General features: G+C 69.6%; 18 protein-coding genes. 8 read left to right on the plus strand and 10 right to left on the minus strand.

The annotated features are described in order from the left end of the window. Positions 1-5 precede the first annotated feature (5 nt). The 3 genes from KCH87_RS41820 to KCH87_RS41825 form a co-directional block, all read right to left on the minus strand. Positions 6-212 carry a hypothetical protein gene (locus KCH87_RS41820; protein WP_210593172.1) on the minus strand — a complete coding sequence of 69 codons (207 nt, stop codon included), beginning with the start codon at positions 210-212 and terminating at the stop codon, positions 6-8. A gap of 165 nt (positions 213-377) precedes the next feature. Continuing rightward, positions 378-497 (minus strand): SGM_5486 family transporter-associated protein, encoded by a 120-nt coding sequence (locus tag KCH87_RS50320; protein WP_282613072.1) that lies wholly within the window; start codon positions 495-497, stop codon positions 378-380. A 397-nt stretch (positions 498-894) separates the two neighbouring features. Beyond that, positions 895-2,178: a CynX/NimT family MFS transporter gene (locus KCH87_RS41825; RefSeq protein WP_210593173.1), complete on the minus strand. Its 1,284-nt coding sequence runs from the start codon at positions 2,176-2,178 to the stop codon at positions 895-897. A 70-nt stretch (positions 2,179-2,248) separates the two neighbouring features. On the opposite strand from KCH87_RS41825, the gene KCH87_RS41830 reads away from it, so the two are divergent. Next, positions 2,249-2,944, plus strand: a complete 696-nt coding sequence (locus KCH87_RS41830; RefSeq protein ID WP_210593174.1) for a FadR/GntR family transcriptional regulator — start codon at positions 2,249-2,251, stop codon at positions 2,942-2,944. Here the strand turns inward: KCH87_RS41830 and KCH87_RS41835 are convergent. The 3 genes from KCH87_RS41835 to fabG form a co-directional block, all read right to left on the minus strand. Further along, entirely contained in the window at positions 2,919-3,272 is a 354-nt protein-coding gene (locus KCH87_RS41835) for a hypothetical protein (protein ID WP_210593175.1), read from the minus strand. The genes KCH87_RS41830 and KCH87_RS41835 overlap by 26 nt on opposite strands. A 164-nt stretch (positions 3,273-3,436) precedes the next feature. Further along, positions 3,437-4,204, minus strand: a complete 768-nt coding sequence (gene fabI, locus KCH87_RS41840) for an enoyl-ACP reductase FabI (RefSeq protein WP_210593176.1) — start codon at positions 4,202-4,204, stop codon at positions 3,437-3,439. 5 nt (positions 4,205-4,209) lie between these two features. Further along, positions 4,210-4,914, minus strand: coding sequence for a 3-oxoacyl-[acyl-carrier-protein] reductase (gene fabG, locus KCH87_RS41845; RefSeq protein ID WP_210593177.1), 705 nt, complete (start codon positions 4,912-4,914; stop codon positions 4,210-4,212). Between the two features lie 198 nt (positions 4,915-5,112). On the opposite strand from fabG, the gene KCH87_RS41850 reads away from it, so the two are divergent. Genes KCH87_RS41850 through tyrS form a run of 3 tightly spaced genes read left to right on the plus strand, consistent with a single transcriptional unit; the run spans position 5,113 to position 9,394 of the window. Further along, a complete protein-coding gene (locus tag KCH87_RS41850; protein ID WP_247197600.1) occupies positions 5,113-6,675 on the plus strand; it encodes a TldD/PmbA family protein in 1,563 nt (520 codons plus the stop codon). Then, positions 6,672-8,066: a metallopeptidase TldD-related protein gene (locus KCH87_RS41855; RefSeq protein WP_210593179.1), complete on the plus strand. Its 1,395-nt coding sequence runs from the start codon at positions 6,672-6,674 to the stop codon at positions 8,064-8,066. Before KCH87_RS41850 ends, KCH87_RS41855 begins: the two co-directional genes overlap by 4 nt. Before the next feature lie 59 nt (positions 8,067-8,125). Continuing rightward, entirely contained in the window at positions 8,126-9,394 is a 1,269-nt protein-coding gene (gene tyrS / locus KCH87_RS41860; RefSeq protein ID WP_210593180.1) for a tyrosine--tRNA ligase, read from the plus strand. Between the two features lie 85 nt (positions 9,395-9,479). Here the strand turns inward: tyrS and KCH87_RS41865 are convergent, their stop codons facing one another. Beyond that, positions 9,480-9,758: a GlsB/YeaQ/YmgE family stress response membrane protein gene (locus KCH87_RS41865; RefSeq protein WP_210593181.1), complete on the minus strand. Its 279-nt coding sequence runs from the start codon at positions 9,756-9,758 to the stop codon at positions 9,480-9,482. Positions 9,759-10,002: 244 nt separating this feature from the next. On the opposite strand from KCH87_RS41865, the gene KCH87_RS41870 reads away from it, so the two are divergent. Both KCH87_RS41870 and KCH87_RS41875 read left to right on the plus strand, forming a co-directional pair. Beyond that, positions 10,003-10,401, plus strand: coding sequence for a DUF3099 domain-containing protein (locus tag KCH87_RS41870; RefSeq protein ID WP_210593182.1), 399 nt, complete (start codon positions 10,003-10,005; stop codon positions 10,399-10,401). 213 nt (positions 10,402-10,614) lie between these two features. After that, positions 10,615-10,854 (plus strand): hypothetical protein, encoded by a 240-nt coding sequence (locus KCH87_RS41875; protein WP_210593183.1) that lies wholly within the window; start codon positions 10,615-10,617, stop codon positions 10,852-10,854. Here the strand turns inward: KCH87_RS41875 and moaA are convergent. The 3 genes from moaA to KCH87_RS41890 all read right to left on the minus strand — a co-directional run bounded on the left by moaA (position 10,851) and on the right by KCH87_RS41890 (position 13,961). Further along, positions 10,851-11,840 (minus strand): GTP 3',8-cyclase MoaA, encoded by a 990-nt coding sequence (gene moaA / locus KCH87_RS41880; RefSeq protein WP_210593184.1) that lies wholly within the window; start codon positions 11,838-11,840, stop codon positions 10,851-10,853. The genes KCH87_RS41875 and moaA overlap by 4 nt on opposite strands. A gap of 148 nt (positions 11,841-11,988) precedes the next feature. Next, complete coding sequence (locus KCH87_RS41885) at positions 11,989-13,608, minus strand: cation acetate symporter (protein WP_210593185.1); 1,620 nt, start codon at positions 13,606-13,608, stop codon at positions 11,989-11,991. Continuing rightward, a complete protein-coding gene (locus KCH87_RS41890; RefSeq protein ID WP_210593186.1) occupies positions 13,605-13,961 on the minus strand; it encodes a DUF485 domain-containing protein in 357 nt (118 codons plus the stop codon). Before KCH87_RS41890 ends, KCH87_RS41885 begins: the two co-directional genes overlap by 4 nt. A gap of 311 nt (positions 13,962-14,272) precedes the next feature. Here KCH87_RS41890 and KCH87_RS41895 point away from each other — a divergent pair, with 311 nt between their 5' ends. After that, positions 14,273-15,802 (plus strand): S8 family serine peptidase, encoded by a 1,530-nt coding sequence (locus KCH87_RS41895; protein WP_210593187.1) that lies wholly within the window; start codon positions 14,273-14,275, stop codon positions 15,800-15,802. An 88-nt stretch (positions 15,803-15,890) separates the two neighbouring features. Next, a complete protein-coding gene (locus KCH87_RS41900; protein WP_210593188.1) occupies positions 15,891-17,402 on the plus strand; it encodes a S8 family serine peptidase in 1,512 nt (503 codons plus the stop codon). Positions 17,403-17,432: the final 30 nt, after the last annotated feature.

Below are 17,432 nucleotides of genomic sequence, written 5' to 3' on the forward strand. Positions count from 1 at the left end.
GGTGTTCAGCGCATTATCAACTGCCGAATATGCTCGATGAGCTGGGTGATCGCCGGATCGGCGGTCGCCGCCTGCGCGTCGGACGGGTTGAGTATCAGCAGGAGCAGCGTGACGAAGGCGAGTGCGGGAAGGGCCAGGGCCCACCAGGGCAGCCTGATGTCCGGGCGGCCCGAGCGCGCCGGGTGGAGCCGGGTCTGCGTAGGGGCCGACATGACGCCTCCGTGAGTCTTCGAGTGGTCCGTGTCCGCCTCTCGCGGTCACACTTCGAAGTTACGGAGTCCTGAGCCCTCAACCCATCCGGTGATCCACCCAGTTGACCCTGACACTCGCCCCCTAGGGGATGGTGGTGCTAGCCCCACCATCGGACCCGTGGGCGGTCACGGCGAGGCGATCGTCGCGATGATGGCGATGATCACGAAGATGGCGAAGAACGAGCCGAAGACGAGCAGCATCTTCTTCTGGCCGTTCTGCGGGTTCGGCTCGAGCACTGGCGACATGCACCAAGTCTCGCACCCGCCGAACCGCCGAGGTCTGCGGGGGTAGGGCTCGTCGGACCGCCCAGGTCCCCGGACGTCGGGCTCAACGGGCCGCCCGACCGTGGGAGGCGGAGCTCAGCAGACCGCCCGGTCGTGAGAGGCGGGACTCGGCAGGCCGCGTTGACGCGGGAGGCGGGCGCAGACGGCCGCCCCGACGCTGGAAGCGGGACCCGGCAGACCGCCCCGACACGGGAGGCGCGCACAGACGGCCGCCCCGACACGGGAGGTGGGGCCCGGCAGACCGCCCCGACGCGGGAGGCGGGCGCAGACGGCCGCCCCGACACGGGAAGCGGGACCCGGCAGACCGCCCCGACGCGGAGGTGGGCACAGACGGCCGCCCTGGTCCGCGCAGGTGCGCTCAGTGGGGCGCCTCGTCCTCCACCGTGCGGGGGCGGCCCGCCAGGACGCCGACGAGCATCTGGGGGATCATCAGGCCGGTCATGAGCGCGATCGGCAGGCCCCAGCCGCCGCTGTGCTGGTAGAGGACGCCCACCAGGAGCGGACCGGGGATGGAGATCAGATACCCGGTGCTCTGCGCGAACGCCGACAGCTGGGCGACACCCGCGCCGGTCCTGGCCCGCATCCCGACCATGGTGAGGGCGAGGGGGAACGCGCAGTTCGAGATGCCGAGCAGCACAGCCCAGGCCCAGGCGCCGCCGGCCGGCGCGGTGTACAGGCCGGCGTATCCGGCGAGACCGCAGACGCCGAGCGCGATCACGATCGGGCCCTGATGGGGCAACCGGGTGGCCATGCGCGGGATGACGAAGGCGAGCGGCACGCCCATCACCATCGTGACGGCCAGGAGCAGCCCGGCCGTGCCCGCGGGCACACCGGCGTCGCGGAAGATCTGCGCCATCCAGCCCATCGTGATGTAGGCGGCGGTGGCCTGGAGCCCGAAGAAGACGGCGAGCGCCCAGGCGGTACGGCTGCGGGTGATGCGCAGGGCGGGCTCCACGCGCGCGCGTGCCTCGGTGGCCGGCTCAGCACCCCGCTGCCGTGCGAGCGCCATCCACGGCAGTACGGCGGCGGCCGCGAGCCCCGCCCACACCGCGAGCCCGGACTGCCAACTGCCGCCCAGCGCGTCGGTCATGGGCACGGTCACCGCGGCCGCGGCGGAGGTGCCGAGGGCGAGGGCCATCGAGTACAGGCCGGTCATGGATCCGACCCGGTCCGGGAACCAGCGCTTGACGATGACCGGCATGAGCACGTTGCTGACCGCGATGCCCATGAGTGCGAGGGCGCTGGCGGCCAGGAATCCGGCCGTGCTCCCGGCGTACGGCCGGATCAGCAGGCCCGCGGTGATCGCGACCATTCCGGCGCACACCACCGCGCCCGGCCCGAAGCGGCGGGCGAGCCGTGGGGCCATGACGCCGAAGAGGGCGAAGCAGAGCGGGGGCACGGAGGTGAGCAGGCCGGCCACGCTGCCGCTCATGCCGAGCCCGTCGCGGACCTCTTCCAGGAGGGCGCCGAGGCTGGTGATGGCGGGGCGGAGGTTGACGGCGGCGAGCACGATGCCGAGGACGACCAGTCGTGTCGTCCACGCGCGCGGGGACGACGGGGATTCGCTTTCTCCGGGGGCCGAACTACGTATCGCCATGGACTTCGCCGTCAGGGTTTCCTCGCTTGCCATGAGGCCCATCATAGAATCATGGGATGATTGGTTGTCCACCCTCTGGTCGTCCCCGGCCGCCCGTCCCGTGCGAAGGTGAGCCATGCCCCTGAGCCACACCCGCCGGTCGGCGCTGTCCGAACAGGTCATCGCCGCACTGCGGAACCAGATCACCTCGGGTGAGTGGCCGGTCGGCTCGCGCATCCCGACGGAGCCCGAGCTGGTCGAGCAGCTCGGCGTCGCCCGCAACACGGTGCGCGAGGCCGTCCGCGCCCTCGCGCACAACGGCCTGCTGGACATCCGCCAGGGCTCCGGCACCTACGTCGTCGCGACCAGCGAGCTGGCCGGAGTGATGCACCGCCGCTTCGCCGACGCCGATCCGCGGCACATCGCCGAGCTGCGCTCCACGCTGGAGTCCGGCGCCGCGAAGCTGGCCGCCGAGCGGCGGACCGAGAAGGACCTCAAACAGCTCGACGCGCTGCTGGTGCGCCGCGAGGAGGCCTGGGCGTCCGGTGACGCGGAGGCCTTCGTGGCGGCGGACGCGACCTTCCACCTGGCAGTGGTGGCCGCCTCCCACAACGAGGCGATGACGGCCATGCACGCGGACCTGAGCGAGGTACTGCGGGACTGGCTGCGCGAGGACGTCGGCGAGGAGCTGACCCCGGAGACCTACATGGACCACACCCGGCTGGTCGACGCGATCCGCGCGGGCGACACGTCGGCGGCGGCCGACGAGGCCGCGAGCTATCCGTTCCTGTGCCGTCCCGGGCGGTTCACAGCGCCCGCTTCCGGTGGCTGACCCACACCGAGCGAACCTCTTTCCAGCAGCGGCCGGTCAGACGCACGGTCTGCGCGGGCCCGGCCTCGACCGCGGCACCGTCGCTGTCGACGTCCCACCAGCGGTCGCACTCGATGTGCAGTCGGACGCTGTCCGTTCGCGGATACGGGTTGTGGCAGAACGCGGTCACATACGAGCCGATGAGCCTGCTCCGGCACGCCGCGCCGAACGGTTCCGGCGCGGCGGGTTTCCGTACGTCCACACGCGCGTGCGGCATCGCCTCGTACGACAGGGCGAGTACGAGAACGACGGCGACGGTCACTGAGGTCAGGCTGCTGGAAAGGCGCACAACGGGGACCTCCTCGGCCGTGCTGGGGAGGGAAGCGTGTGGTGAACGCGTAATCCAGGGTGTGCGGCTGTGCCCCCACCCCGCCCGGCGGGTGGGCCGAACGGGTGACATACGAAGGGCCCGCGCTCCGACCGGAACGCGAGCCCTCTGATGTCCGCCGAGCGTCACGCACCGATGGCGTGCAGACCCCCGTCGACGTGGATGATCTCGCCCGTGGTCTTCGGGAACCAGTCGCTCAGCAGGGCGACGACACCCTTGCCGGCCGGCTCCGGGTCCTTGAGGTCCCACTCCAGCGGGGAGCGGCTGTCCCAGACGGCGGCCAGATCGCTGAAGCCCGGGATGGACTTGGCGGCCATCGAGCCGATCGGCCCCGCGGAGATCAGGTTGCAGCGGATGTTCTGCTTGCCCAGGTCACGCGCCATGTAGCGGCTGGTGGCCTCCAGGGCGGCCTTGGCCGGGCCCATCCAGTCGTACTGGGGCCAGGCGTACTGCGCGTCGAAGGTGAGGCCGACGACCGAGCCGCCGTTCTGCATCAGCGGCAGACAGGCCATGGTGAGCGACTTCAGGGAGTACGCCGAGACGTGCATGGCCGTGGCAACCGACTCGAACGGAGTGTTGAGGAAGTTGCCGCCGAGGGCGTCCTGCGGCGCGAAGCCGATGGAGTGCACAACGCCGTCCAGGCCGCCCAGCTCCTCGCCGACGACATCGGCCAGGCGGCCGAGGTGCTCGTCGTTGGTGACGTCGAGCTCGATGACCTTCGTGGGCCTGGGCAGCTTCTTGGCGATGCGCTCGGTCAGCGTGGGCCGCGGGAACGCGGTCAGGATGATCTCGGCACCCTGCTCCTGGGCGACCTTCGCGGTGTGGAAGGCGATGGAGGACTCCATCAGCACACCGGTGATCAGGACGCGCTTGCCCTCGAGAATTCCGCTCATGGTGATCAGTGACCCATTCCCAGTCCGCCGTCAACGGGAATGACGGCTCCAGTGATGTACGAGGCGTCGTCCGAGGCGAGGAACCGCACCGTCGCGGCGATCTCCTCCGGCTGCGCGTACCGGCCGAGCGGTACCTGCTTCACAATGCCCTCGCGCTGCTCGTCGGTGAGCGCCTTGGTCATGTCGGTGTCGACGAAGCCGGGTGCGACGACGTTGAAGGTGATGTTGCGCGAGCCCAGCTCACGGGCGAGGGAGCGCGCGAAGCCGACCAGTCCGGCCTTGGATGCGGCGTAGTTCGCCTGGCCGGGACCGCCGTACAGCCCGACCACCGAGGAGATGAGGACGACCCGGCCCTTCTTGGCGCGCAGCATGGCGCGGTTGGCGCGCTTGACGACGCGGAAGGTGCCGGTGAGGTTGGTGTCGATGACCGAGGTGAAGTCCTCCTCGGTCATGCGCATCAGGAGCTGGTCCTTGGTGACGCCGGCATTGGCGATCAGAACCTCGACCGGGCCGTGCTCGGCCTCGATCTCCTTGTAGGCCTGCTCCACTTGCTCGGTGTCGGTGATGTCGCACTTGACGGCGAGGAAGCCGGACGGTGGCTCACCCGAGCGGTATGTGATCGCGACCTTGTCGCCGGCATCGGCGAAAGCGCGGGCGATGGCGAGGCCGATGCCCCGGTTGCCTCCGGTGACGAGAACCGAGCGGCTCAACGGATCACCCTTTCACTAGCGGTTTGGTTCCCCCGAAACACCTGGATGACAGGCGGCTTCACCTCAAAAACCTATCGGTCCCCGCCCTTCTACGGACAATCGGGCACCGACAGCGGCTTACGGCACTCACTGTGGGGTCCCTACAGAAAGACGCGCACGTCAGCCGGAAACGTGTGGTCCGTGGGCGGGATGGGCGACATGATCGGAGCGACAGGCCACGACAGCAGGGAGACCTCCGTGCCTCATACGATCGACGAAACCTTCACGGCACTTCCCCTACGCGCCCTGGCCGACGCCGCGCTGGCACGCGCGCGTGCGCTTGGGGCGGAGCACGCGGACTTCCGGTTCGAGCGGGTGCGCAGCGCGTCCTGGCGCCTGCGGGACGCCAAGCCCGCCGGATCGTCGGACACCACGGACCTCGGGTACGCGGTGCGCGTCGTGCACGGCGGGACGTGGGGATTCGCGTCCGGCGTGGACCTGACCCTCGATGCCGCCGCGAAGGTCGCCTCACAGGCGGTGGCGATGGCCAAGCTGTCCGCGCAGGTGATCCGGGCGGCGGGGTCGGAAGAGCGGGTCGATCTCGCCGGCGAGCCCGTGCACGCCGAGCAGACGTGGATCTCCTCGTACGACATCGATCCGTTCACCGTGCCCGACGAGGAGAAGGCCGGGCTGCTGGCGGACTGGAGCAGCCGGCTGCTTGTGGCGGACGGGGTCGATCACGTCGACGCCTCACTGCTCACCGTCCACGAGAACAAGTTCTACGCCGACACCGCCGGGACCGTGACCACCCAGCAGCGCGTGCGGCTGCATCCGCAACTGACGGCGGTGTCGGTCGACGAGTCGAGCGGCGAGTTCGACTCCATGCGCACCATCGCGCCGCCCGTCGGCCGCGGCTGGGAGTATGTGACGGGCACCGGCTGGGACTGGGACGACGAGCTCGCCCGGATCCCCGAGCTGCTCGCCGAGAAGATGCGTGCGCCCAGTGTCGAGCCGGGTCTGTACGACCTCGTCGTCGACCCGTCCAACCTGTGGCTGACGATCCACGAGTCCATCGGCCACGCCACCGAGCTGGACCGGGCGCTCGGCTACGAGGCCGCGTACGCCGGCACCTCCTTCGCCACCTTCGACCAGCTGGGCAAGCTGCGCTACGGCTCCGAGCTGATGAACGTCACCGGTGACCGCACCGCCGAGCACGGCCTCGCGACCATCGGGTACGACGACGAGGGCGTCGAGGGCCAGTCCTGGGACCTGGTGAAGGACGGCACGCTCGTCGGCTACCAGCTGGACCGGCGGATCGCGAAGCTCACCGGGTTCGAGCGGTCCAACGGGTGCGCGTTCGCCGACTCCCCCGGCCATGTGCCCGTGCAGCGCATGGCCAACGTGTCCTTGCAGCCGGACCCCGCCGGGCTCTCCACGGAGGACCTGATCGGGGGCGTGGACCGCGGCATCTATGTCGTCGGCGACCGGTCCTGGTCGATCGACATGCAGCGCTACAACTTCCAGTTCACCGGCCAGCGGTTCTTCAGGATCGAGAACGGGCGGCTCACCGGTCAGCTGCGGGACGTGGCCTACCAGGCGACGACCACCGACTTCTGGGGCTCCATGGCGGCAGTCGGCGGTCCGCAGACGTATGTCCTGGGCGGCGCCTTCAACTGCGGCAAGGCCCAGCCGGGCCAGGTGGCCGCGGTCTCGCACGGCTGCCCGTCCGCCCTCTTCAAGGGCGTCAACATTCTGAACACCACGCAGGAGGCCGGTCGATGAGCGCGCGTACGAGCAAGCCGCACGAGGTCGTGGAGCGGGCACTGGAGCTGTCCCGGGCCGACGGCTGCGTCGTGATCGCCGACGAGCAGTCGACCGCCAACCTGCGCTGGGCGGGCAACGCGCTCACCACGAACGGTGTCACGCGCGGGCGCACGCTCACGGTCATCGCGACCGTCGACGGCAAGGAGGGCACCGCCTCCGGGGTCGTCTCGCGCTCCGCGGTGACCGTCGACGACCTGGAGCCGCTGGTGCGGGCCGCCGAGACCGCCGCACGCGGTGCCGGGCCCGCCGAGGACGCGCAGCCCTTGGTCACGGACGTACCGGCGTCGCCGGACTTCACGGACGCCCCGGCCGAGACGTCGTCCACCGTGTTCGCCGACTTCGCCCCGGCGCTCGGCGAGGCGTTCGCACGCGCGCGTGCGGGCGGCCGCGAGCTGTACGGGTTCGCCAACCATGAGCTCGTGTCGACGTACATGGGTACGTCGACGGGTCTGCGGCTCCGTCATGACCAGCCCAACGGGACGCTGGAGCTGAACGCCAAGTCGCCCGACCGTGCCCGCTCGGCGTGGGCGGGGCGGTCGACCCGGGACTTCAAGGACGTCGACCCGGCGGCGCTGGACGCCGAGCTGGCCGTACGGCTCGGCTGGGCGGAGCGGCGGATCGAGCTGCCCGCGGGCCGGTACGAGACGCTGCTGCCGCCGACCGCCGTCGCGGACCTGCTGATCTACCAGATGTGGTCGGCGTCGGGCCGGGACGCGACCGAGGGCCGCACGGTGTTCTCCAAGCCCGGCGGCGGCACCCGCGTCGGCGACACACTCACCGAGCTGCCGCTGACCCTGCGCAGCGACCCGAACGAGCCAGGCCTCGAGTCCGCGCCCTTCGTGATCGCGCACTCCTCCGGTGGCGACCAGTCGGTGTTCGACAACGGGCTGCCGCTGACACCCACCGAGTGGGTGCGCGCCGGTGAGCTGGGGCACCTGATGACCAGCCGGCACAGCGCGGGTCTGACCGGGCTGCCGGTGGCGCCCGCGATCGACAACATCATCCTGGACGGGGGCGCGGACCGGTCCCTGGAGGAGATGGTCGCGAGCACCGAGCGCGGGCTGCTGCTGACCTGCCTCTGGTACATCCGCGAGGTCGACCCGGCGACGCTGCTGCTGACCGGCCTGACCCGGGACGGCGTCTACCTCGTCGAGAACGGCGAGGTGAGCGGCGAGGTCAACAACTTCCGGTTCAACGAGTCGCCGGTGGATCTGCTGGGGCGGGCGGCGGAGGCGGGGCGGACGGAAAAGACGTTGCCGCGGGAGTGGAGCGACTGGTTCACCAGGGCCGCGATGCCCGCGCTGCGGGTGCCGGACTTCAATATGAGCTCTGTCAGTCAGGGCGTATAACCTCGTAGTCGGCTGTCGCTCGACCGCCGACAAGATCGCTTCAGGGAGATACGAGAACCGTGACGGACATCGTCGACGAGCTGAAGTGGCGCGGGCTGTTCGCCCTGTCCACTGACGAGGACGCTTTGCGCAAGGCGCTCGCGGACGGTCCCGTCACGTTCTATTGCGGCTTCGACCCGACGGCGGCCAGTCTCCACGTCGGCCACCTGGTGCAGGTCCTCACCATGCGCCGGCTCCAGCAGGCGGGGCTGCGCCCGCTCGCCCTCGTGGGCGGCGCGACGGGTCAGATCGGTGATCCGCGCCCGACCGCGGAGCGCACGCTGAACGACCCGGAGACGGTCGCCAACTGGGTCACCCGGCTGCGCTCGCAGATCGAGCCGTTCCTCTCCTTCGAGGGCGAGAACGCCGCGGTGATGGTGAACAACCTGGACTGGACGGCCGGGATGTCCGCCATCGAGTTCCTCCGGGACATCGGCAAGCACTTCCGCGTCAACAAGATGCTGACCAAGGACTCGGTCGCCCGGCGCCTACAGTCCGAGGAAGGCATCAGCTACACGGAGTTCAGCTACCAGCTGCTCCAGGGCATGGACTTCCTGGAGCTGTACCGGAGGTACGGCTGCACGCTCCAGCAGGGCGGCAGCGACCAGTGGGGCAACCTCACGGCCGGCCTCGACCTGATCCACAGGCTGGAACCGCACGCCAATGCGCACGCCATCGCGACTCCGCTGATGACCAAGGCGGACGGCACCAAGTTCGGCAAGACCGAGGGCGGTGCCATCTGGCTCGACCCGGAGATGACGACGCCGTACGCGTTCTACCAGTTCTGGCTGAACGTGGACGACCGGGACGTCTCGACGTACATGCGCATCCTGTCCTTCAAGTCCCGCGCGGAACTGGAGGAGTTGGAGCAGCAGACGGAGGAGCGGCCGCAGGCCCGGGCCGCGCAGCGCGCGCTCGCCGAGGAGCTGACGACGCTGGTGCACGGCGCCGGCCAGACGGCCGCCGTGATCGCCGCGTCGAAGGCTCTCTTCGGTCAGGGCGAGCTGGCGGAGCTCGACGACAGGACACTGGCCGCGGCGCTCTCCGAGGTGCCGCATGTCCAGGTCGCCGAGCTCGGTCCGGTCGTCGACCTGTTCGCCGAGGTCGGTCTGGTGGCCAGCAAGTCCGCTGCGCGGCGCACGGTGAAGGAGGGCGGGGCGTACGTGAACAACGTGAAGGTCGCCGCGGAGGACTCCGTCCCGGTGGAGGGGGATCTGCTGCACGGGCGTTGGCTGGTGCTGCGGCGCGGGAAGAAGAATCTGGCGGCGGTGGAGGTTGTTGGCGGGTAGCCCCGTAGGGGTGCGGTGGTCTGCGGGCCGCGGGTTCGTCGTGGCTTGTCGCGCAGTTCCCCGCGCCCCTGACGGGGCGCTGTAGTCACGTCCGTTGTTTCCTCTTGCCCAGCGTCGCCATGTACAACATGTCGCCCACGCCCACGATGATGATCGCCGCGACCAGCTGGAACGCGTGGCGGCTCCAGTCGATGCCGGAAGTTTCGTCGACGCCGACTCCTCGGGCGATGGAGTTGCCGACGATGGCGCCGAGCATGCCGAAGATGGTGGTCAGCCAGAGAGGGCTGTGCTGCTTGCCCGGCAGGATCGCCTTCGCGATCAGCCCCAGCACGAATCCCACGATGATCGCCCACAACCAGCCCATGGCTGCCTCCTCGTACGGCTCGACGTGAGCATTACGCCCAGTGTCGGCCCGTTCGCGCTACGGCGCATGTCGGGTACGGCGGTACACGCTCCGGCGCAGGCCACTCGCCCTGGCAGGAGATGCCCCGGTCTCGTAGGCGACGCAGGTGCGGCGTAACGTGGAGGCTGTCCGGGCTCGGCTCCTCCGCCCGGGCGGAGCGGGTACGGGCCGGGGAGAGTCCGATGCGGGCGGATGGTGGAATGTGATGCGGAAGCAGCACACCGGCGGCAACGCCCAGGTATTCCGGATCACCGGGGCCCGGGCGGGCCTTCAGGATGATGTGCGCGGGCGGCAGCGACGGTACATCATCTCGATGTCGGTCCGAACGGTGTCCGTGATCCTCGCAGTCTCGCTCTGGAACGTCGAACGGCACGTCGCGATCGTGGCGTTGGTGCTCGGGGCGGTGCTCCCTTACATCTCGGTGGTGATCGCCAACGCCGGGCGGGAGAACGCGCCGTCGCTCCCGTCGACGTTCGTGACCGCGCCGACGCCGCCGATGATCGCGCCGCCGCGCGAAAACGACGGCTTCACGGAACCGGTGCCGGAGGATGTCACGGCCGATCCGGGGCAGGGCGGAAGAAGCGAACGGCACGACCGGACATGAGCTCCAGGGGCCCCTTCCGAACGGAGGTCGGCTCCGTACCAAGCTCAGGAAAAGCTCAGATCAATCATGTTGTTCCGGTGCCGGGCGACCGGGATCCCGTGACATACTTCGTAGGCGCTCCGCATCCCCCGTCGGAGCGACAGACCGACGCCGGGCAGCTCCCCCCGTGGCTGCTCGGCGTCGCCTTTTGTGGACCTTTTGCGAGACGAACCTGTGAGTGACGAGACGCCGATCTGTTCCGCGAAGGCCTGCCGTGCCGCGGCCGTGTGGGTCCTCGCCTGGAACAACCCGAAGATCCACACGCCGGAGCGGCGCAAGACGTGGCTCGCGTGCGAGGAGCATCGCGAGCACCTCTCGCAGTTCCTCGGTGTACGGGGGTTCCTGAAGGACGTGGTCCTGCTGACGGAGTGGGAGCGCTCCGAGCAGTCCCAGCCCCCGACCCAGCAGCCCTAGCCCCCGATCGCCGACATCGGCCGCTGCGGCTGGACGAATGTCGGGTCGTCGAGGCCTGCGCCTGCCTTCTTGCCCCACATCGCCAGGCGCCAGATGCGGGCGATCTCCTCGTCGGGGGCGCCCGAGCGGAGGGCGGCCCGGAGGTCTGTCTCCTCGGTGGCGAAGAGGCAGTTGCGTATCTGACCGTCGGCCGTGAGACGGGTGCGGTCGCAGGCGGCGCAGAACGGGCGGGTGACGGACGCGATGACGCCGACCACATGCGGGCCGCCGTCGACGATCCAGCGTTCGGCGGGGGCCGAGCCGCGCTCCTCGGAGCCCTCCTCGGTCAGCTCGAAGCGGGTGCGCAGGGAGGCCAGGATGTCGCCTGCCGTGATCATGCCGTCGCGCTTCCAGCCGTGCTGGGCGTCCAGGGGCATCTGCTCGATGAACCGGAGCTCGTAGTCGTGCTCGACGGCCCAGGCCAGGAGGTCCGGGGCCTCGTCGCCGTTCAGCCCCGGCATCAGGACCGTGTTGACCTTGACCGGGGTCAGTCCTGCCTCGCGGGCGGAGTGCAGGCCCTCGATGACGTCCTTGTGGCGGTCCCGGCGGGTGAGGGCCTTGAAGACGTCCGGGCGGAGGGTGTCCAGCGAGACATTGACCCGGTCCAGGCCCGCCGCCTTCAGGGCGCTCGCGGTGCGCTTGAGGCCGATGCCGTTCGTGGTCAGGGACATCTGGGGGCGGGGATCCAGGGCGGCGACCCGCTCGACGATGCCCACCAGGCCGGGGCGCAGCAGGGGCTCGCCGCCGGTGAAGCGGACCTCCTCGATGCCCAGGGAGGTGACGGCTATGTCGATCAGGCGGACGATCTCGTCGTCCGTGAGCAGGTCGGGCTTGGACAGCCACTGCAGGCCCTCCTCGGGCATGCAGTAGGTGCAGCGGAGGTTGCACCGGTCCGTGAGCGAGACCCTCAGGTCGGTGGCCACTCGGCCAAAGGTGTCGATGAGCACGTGGGCCCCCTCCCTCGCAGCGGATCAATCATTTTCCGACACCTGCGAGCCTACGCGACGTCACTGACAACAACAGGGTCCCGATCCCACCACTCAAGACGCGGCCGCGTCGTAGAGACCTACGACGCGGCCGCGAAGCGGGGTGGAGTCAGTGCGCCCCGGTGCCCGTGAGGGAGCGGACCTCCAGCTCGGCGTACTTGCCGGTGTCCGGCTCCTCCTTGGACAGGTAGGTGCCGAGGAAGCCCATCAGGAATCCGAACGGGATCGAGATGATGCCCGGGTTCTTCAGCGGGAACCAGGCGAAGTCGACGTCGGGGAACATCGCCTTGGGGTCCCCGGAGACGACCGGCGAGAACAGCACCAGGCCGACGGCGACGATCAGGCCGCCGTAGATCGACCACAGGGCGCCCTGCGTGGTGAACCGCTTCCAGAACAGGCTGTAGAGGATGGTCGGCAGGTTGGCCGAGGCGGCGACCGCGAAGGCCAGCGCGACCAGGCCGGCCACGTTCAGGTCGCGGGCGAGGGCGCCGAGCGCGATGGAGACGATGCCGATGAAGACGGTCGCCCACTTGGCCGCCCGCATCTCCTCCTTCTCGGTGGCCTCGCCCTTGCGGATGACGTTGGCGTAGATGTCGTGCGCGAAGGACGACGACGAGGCGAGCGTGAGACCGGCGACCACAGCAAGGATCGTCGCGAAGGCCACCGCCGAGATCGTGGCGAGCAGGATCGCGCCCCACGCCGAGTCGACGCCGCCGAGGTGCAGGGCGAGCAGGGGCGCCGCCGTGTTGCCGGACGGGTTGGAGGCGATGATCTCGTCCTGCGAGATCAGGGCCGCGGCGCCGAAGCCGAGCGCGATGGTCATCAGGTAGAAGCCGCCGATGATGCCGATCGCCCAGTTCACGGACTTCCGGGCGGCCTTGGCGTTGGGCACCGTGTAGAAGCGGATCAGGATGTGCGGCAGACCGGCGGTGCCGAGCACGAGGGCGATGCCCAGGGAGATGAAGTCGAGCTTGGTGGTGCCGTTCAGGCCGTACTGGAGTCCGGGCTCCAGGAAGGCGGATCCCTTGCCGCTGTTCTCGGCGGCGGTGCCGAGCAGGTCGGAGATGTTGAAGTTGAACTTCAGCAGCACCAGGAAGGTGATCAGGATGGTGCCGGTGATGAGCAGCACGGCCTTGACCATCTGGACCCAGGTGGTGCCCTTCATGCCGCCGATGGAGACGTACACGATCATCAGGACGCCGACGAGGGCGACGATGCCGACCTTGCCGGCGTCGGAGGTGATGCCGAGGAGCAGCGAGACGAGCACGCCCGCGCCCGCCATCTGGGCCAGCAGGTAGAAGATCGACACGACGATCGTGGAGGTGCCGGCCGCGGTGCGGACGGGGCGCTGGCGCATGCGGTAGGCGAGGACGTCGCCCATGGTGTAGCGGCCGGAGTTCCTGAGCGGCTCGGCCACCAGGAGCAGGGCGACCAGCCAGGCGACCAGGAAGCCGATGGAGTACAGGAAGCCGTCGTAGCCGAAGAGGGCGATGGCACCCGCGATGCCGAGGAAGGACGCGGCGGACATGTAGTCGCCGGAGACCGCGAGGCCGTTCTGGAAGGCGCTGAACTGGCGGCCGCCCGCGTAGAAGTCGGCGGCGTCCTTGGTCTGGCGGCCGGCCCAGACGGTGATGATCAGGGTCGCGACGACGAACACCGCGAACAGGCTGATGATCAGTGGCCGGTGCTCGCTGGCCTCGCCGGCCGCAAGGGTGATCGCGGGGCTCATGCGCCGCCCTCCATCTTGGACTTGATCGCTTCTGCCTTGGGGTCGAGCTTCGCGGCGGCGTGCCGCGAGTACCACCAGGCGATGAGGAACGTGGTGACGAACTGGGCGATGCCGAGGACGAATGCGACGTTGATGTTGCCGACCACCTTGGTGCCCATGAAGTCACCCGCGTAGTTGGACAGCAGGACGTACAGCAGGTACCAGGCGATGAAGCCAACGGTCAGCGGGAAAGCGAAGGAGCGGTAGGAGCGGCGCAGTTCACCGAACTCCGCGCTCTCCTGCACCTCGACGAACTCCTCTGTGGAGGGGAGTTGGTGTTCTTCTTTCGAGGGGGGCGGTGCGTCGGTAGCCACGGAGTCTCCTCGCGTTGCGGGTGGCGTTGTACGGGTGGTGACGTGGATCACCTGAGCCGGGTGGCGATGTTAGTGGCCTCCGAGCGTGATCCAACAGGGGGCTCGATCGTGCTCGGGCCTCCTGCCCAAGGTCACGGCGCCACGCGAGGACCGGTTCAACTCCCGGCACTTCTTTCCGAAGTCACCTCGGGTAAGTCATTGCTGGCCAGCGCTGTCGGGGGATAGTTTCGCCCTGCGCCACCCGACATGTACCTGCCCGAGCACCACCTGTGCCTCGGGCCTGTTTCGTTTCCGGATGATGTGGAGATCCCATGCCTCATCTGCGTTCCAGACGCCGGCTCGCTCTCGCCGTGCCGGTCGTTCTGTCGCTGACCGCCTCCCTCGGCTTCCTGCCCGCGGCCGCCTCGGCCGCCCCGATCGCGGAGCCGGCCGCGCAGGCCGCGGACGCACCCGAATTGGCGTACGTCGTCAACACGAAGACGGACCATCGCACCATCGCCTCGGTGAAGAAGGCGATCGCCGCGGCCGGCGGCACCGTCGTCGAGACGTACGCGAAGATCGGTGTGATCGTCGTGCACTCGGCGAACCCTGACTTCGGCGCTCAGATCCGCGCGGTCCGCGGCGTGCAGTCGGCGGGTGCCACCCGCACCGCACCGCTGACCGCCGCCGGGACGACGGACGAAGGCGCCGCACAGCTCCTGACGAAGGAGCAGGCAGCGAAGGTCGCCAAGGCCTCCGCCGCCGCGGGCGCGAGCGAGCCCCTCGAGGCCGACCAGTGGGACCTGCGGGCGATCGGCGCCGACAAGGCCGCGCAGATCAACCCGGGCAGCAAGAAGGTCACCGTCGCCGTCATCGACACCGGCGTGGATGACACCCACCCCGACATCGCCCCGAACTTCTCCCGCTCGCAGTCCGCGAGTTGCGTCGGCGGCGTGGCCGACACCAGTGAGGGCTCCTGGCGGCCGTACACCGCGGAGGACTACCACGGCACGCACGTCGCCGGTGAGATAGCCGCGGCCCGCAACGGCATAGGTGTCGCCGGAGTCGCGCCGGGCGTCAAGGTCGCCGGGATCCAGGTGACCGACCCCGTCAACGGCCTCTTCTACCCGGAGAGCGTCGTGTGCGCGTTCGTGTTCGCCGCCGACCACGGCGTGGAGATCACGAACAACAGCTACTACGTGGACCCGTGGCTGTACAACTGCCTGGACGACCCCGACCAGAAGGCGATCGTCGACGCGGTCAACCGGGCCCAGCTGTACGCCCAGGGCAAGGGCACCCTGAACGTCGCCGCGGCCGGCAACTCCAACCACGACCTGGACGCGGACTCCCTCGTCGACGACTCCAGCCCCGACGACTCCACTCCCGTCGAGCGCACCATCGACCCGCACGAGTGCTTCGACGTGCCGACCATGCTGCCGGGTGTCGTCACGGTCAGCGCGGTCGGCGTGAACAACCTCAAGTCGTACTACTCCACGTACGGCAAGGGAGTCGTCGACGTGGCGGCGCCGGGCGGCGACCGGCTGTACCAGATACCCGACACGCCCTCGAAGAACGGCCGCATCCTGTCGACGATGCCGAACAACTCGTACGGCTTCCTACAGGGCACCTCGATGGCCTCGCCGCACGCCGCGGGTGTCGCCGCGCTGCTGAAGTCGACGCACCCTAAGGCGACTCCGGCGCAGCTGCGGGCGCTGCTCAAGGCGCAGGCCGACAACCCCGGTTGCCCCGACTCGTACGACCAGGACGGTGACGGCACGCAGGACGCGGTGTGCGAGGGCCCGAAGCGTGTCAACGGCTTCTACGGATCCGGCATCGTCGACGCGCTGGACGCGGTGGAATAGCCCGAACTCGACGGCGCGGTCTCGACGGGGCCGCGCCGCCCGGGCTTCCCGCACGGTCCGCCCGTACCACGAACGAACTGGAGAGACCATGACAGCGCCTCACCCGCGCTACCGCAGAGCGATGGCGATCCCGGTCGGGATGACCATGGCGACGGCACTCGCCTTCCTGCCGAACGTCACCGCGTCCGCAGCCGAGGCCCCCGTCTCGGCCGACGCGACGTCGCTCAGCTATGTCGTCAACGTCCGCCCCGGGCACGGCGTTCCCGGCCAGGTGAAGAAGGCCATAGCCGAGGCCGACGGCACGATCGTGACGTCGTACGACAAGATCGGCGTGATCGTCGTCCACTCGGCGAACCCCGACTTCGCGAAGATCCTGCGCACGGTGCGCGGGGTGGACTCGGCCGGCAACACCCGCAACGCGCCGCTGCCCGCGCAGTCGACGACCGATGTCGGCACGCCGAAGGTGATCAGTGCGGCCGAGGCCGACGCCGCCGAGGCCGCCGACGGGCAGGACCCGTTGGAGCCGTTGCAGTGGGATCTGCCCGCCATCAAGGCGGACAAGGCGCACGAGAAGACGCTGGGCAGCTCCAAGGTGACCGTCGCCGTCATCGACACCGGTGTCGACGACACCCATCCCGACATCGCGCCGAACTTCGACCGCGACGCGTCCGTCAACTGCGTGACGGGCAAGCCCGACACGACCGACGGGGCCTGGCGGCCGGGCGCGACGGAGAGCCCGCACGGCACCCATGTCGCCGGCGAGATCGCGGCCGCCAAGAACGGCGTCGGCATGACGGGCGTGGCGCCCGGGGTGAAGGTGTCCGGCATCAAGGTGTCCACCACCGCCGGCTACTTCTACACCGAGGCGGTCGTCTGCGGCTTCATGTGGGCGGCCACGCACGGCGTCGACGTGACCAACAACAGCTATTACACCGACCCCTGGTACTTCAACTGCAAGGACGACCCGGACCAGAAGGCGCTCGTGGACGCCGTCTCCCGGGCCTCGCAGTACGCGGAGCGCAAGGGCACGGTCAACGTCGCGGCGGCCGGCAACGAGAACTACGACCTCTCCGCCGACGAGATCACCGACCCGGTCTCCCCGAACGACGCCACGCCCACCGAGCGGGTCATCGACCCGTCCGAGTGCTACGACATCCCGACCCAGCTCCCGGGTGTCGTGACGGTCGCGGCGACCGGCGCGAAGGGCATCAAGTCGTCCTTCTCCAACCACGGTCTGGGCATCATCGACATCGCCGCCCCCGGCGGCGACTCGACCCGCTTCCAGACCCCGGCCCCGCCGGCCACCAGCGGCCTGATCCTGGGCACGCTGCCCGGCGGCACCTGGGGCTACATGGCCGGTACGTCGATGGCGTCGCCGCATGTCGCGGGCGTCGCCGCGCTCATCAAGTCGACGCACCCGTATGCCCCGCCCGCCCTGGTGAAGGCCCTCCTGTACGCCGAGGCCGACGCCACGCCGTGCACGGACCCGTACGACATCGACGGTGACGGCAAGGTCGACGCGGTGTGCGAGGGAACGAAGAACCGCAACGGCTTCTACGGCTGGGGCACCGCGGACGCGCTGGACGCGGTGACTAAGTAGCACGGCCTGTGGGGGCCGGGCGGTTCTTCC

The sequence above is a fragment of the Streptomyces sp. GESEQ-35 genome (genome assembly GCF_017948485.1).
In the GTDB taxonomy this organism is placed as follows: Bacteria; Actinomycetota; Actinomycetes; order Streptomycetales; family Streptomycetaceae; genus Streptomyces.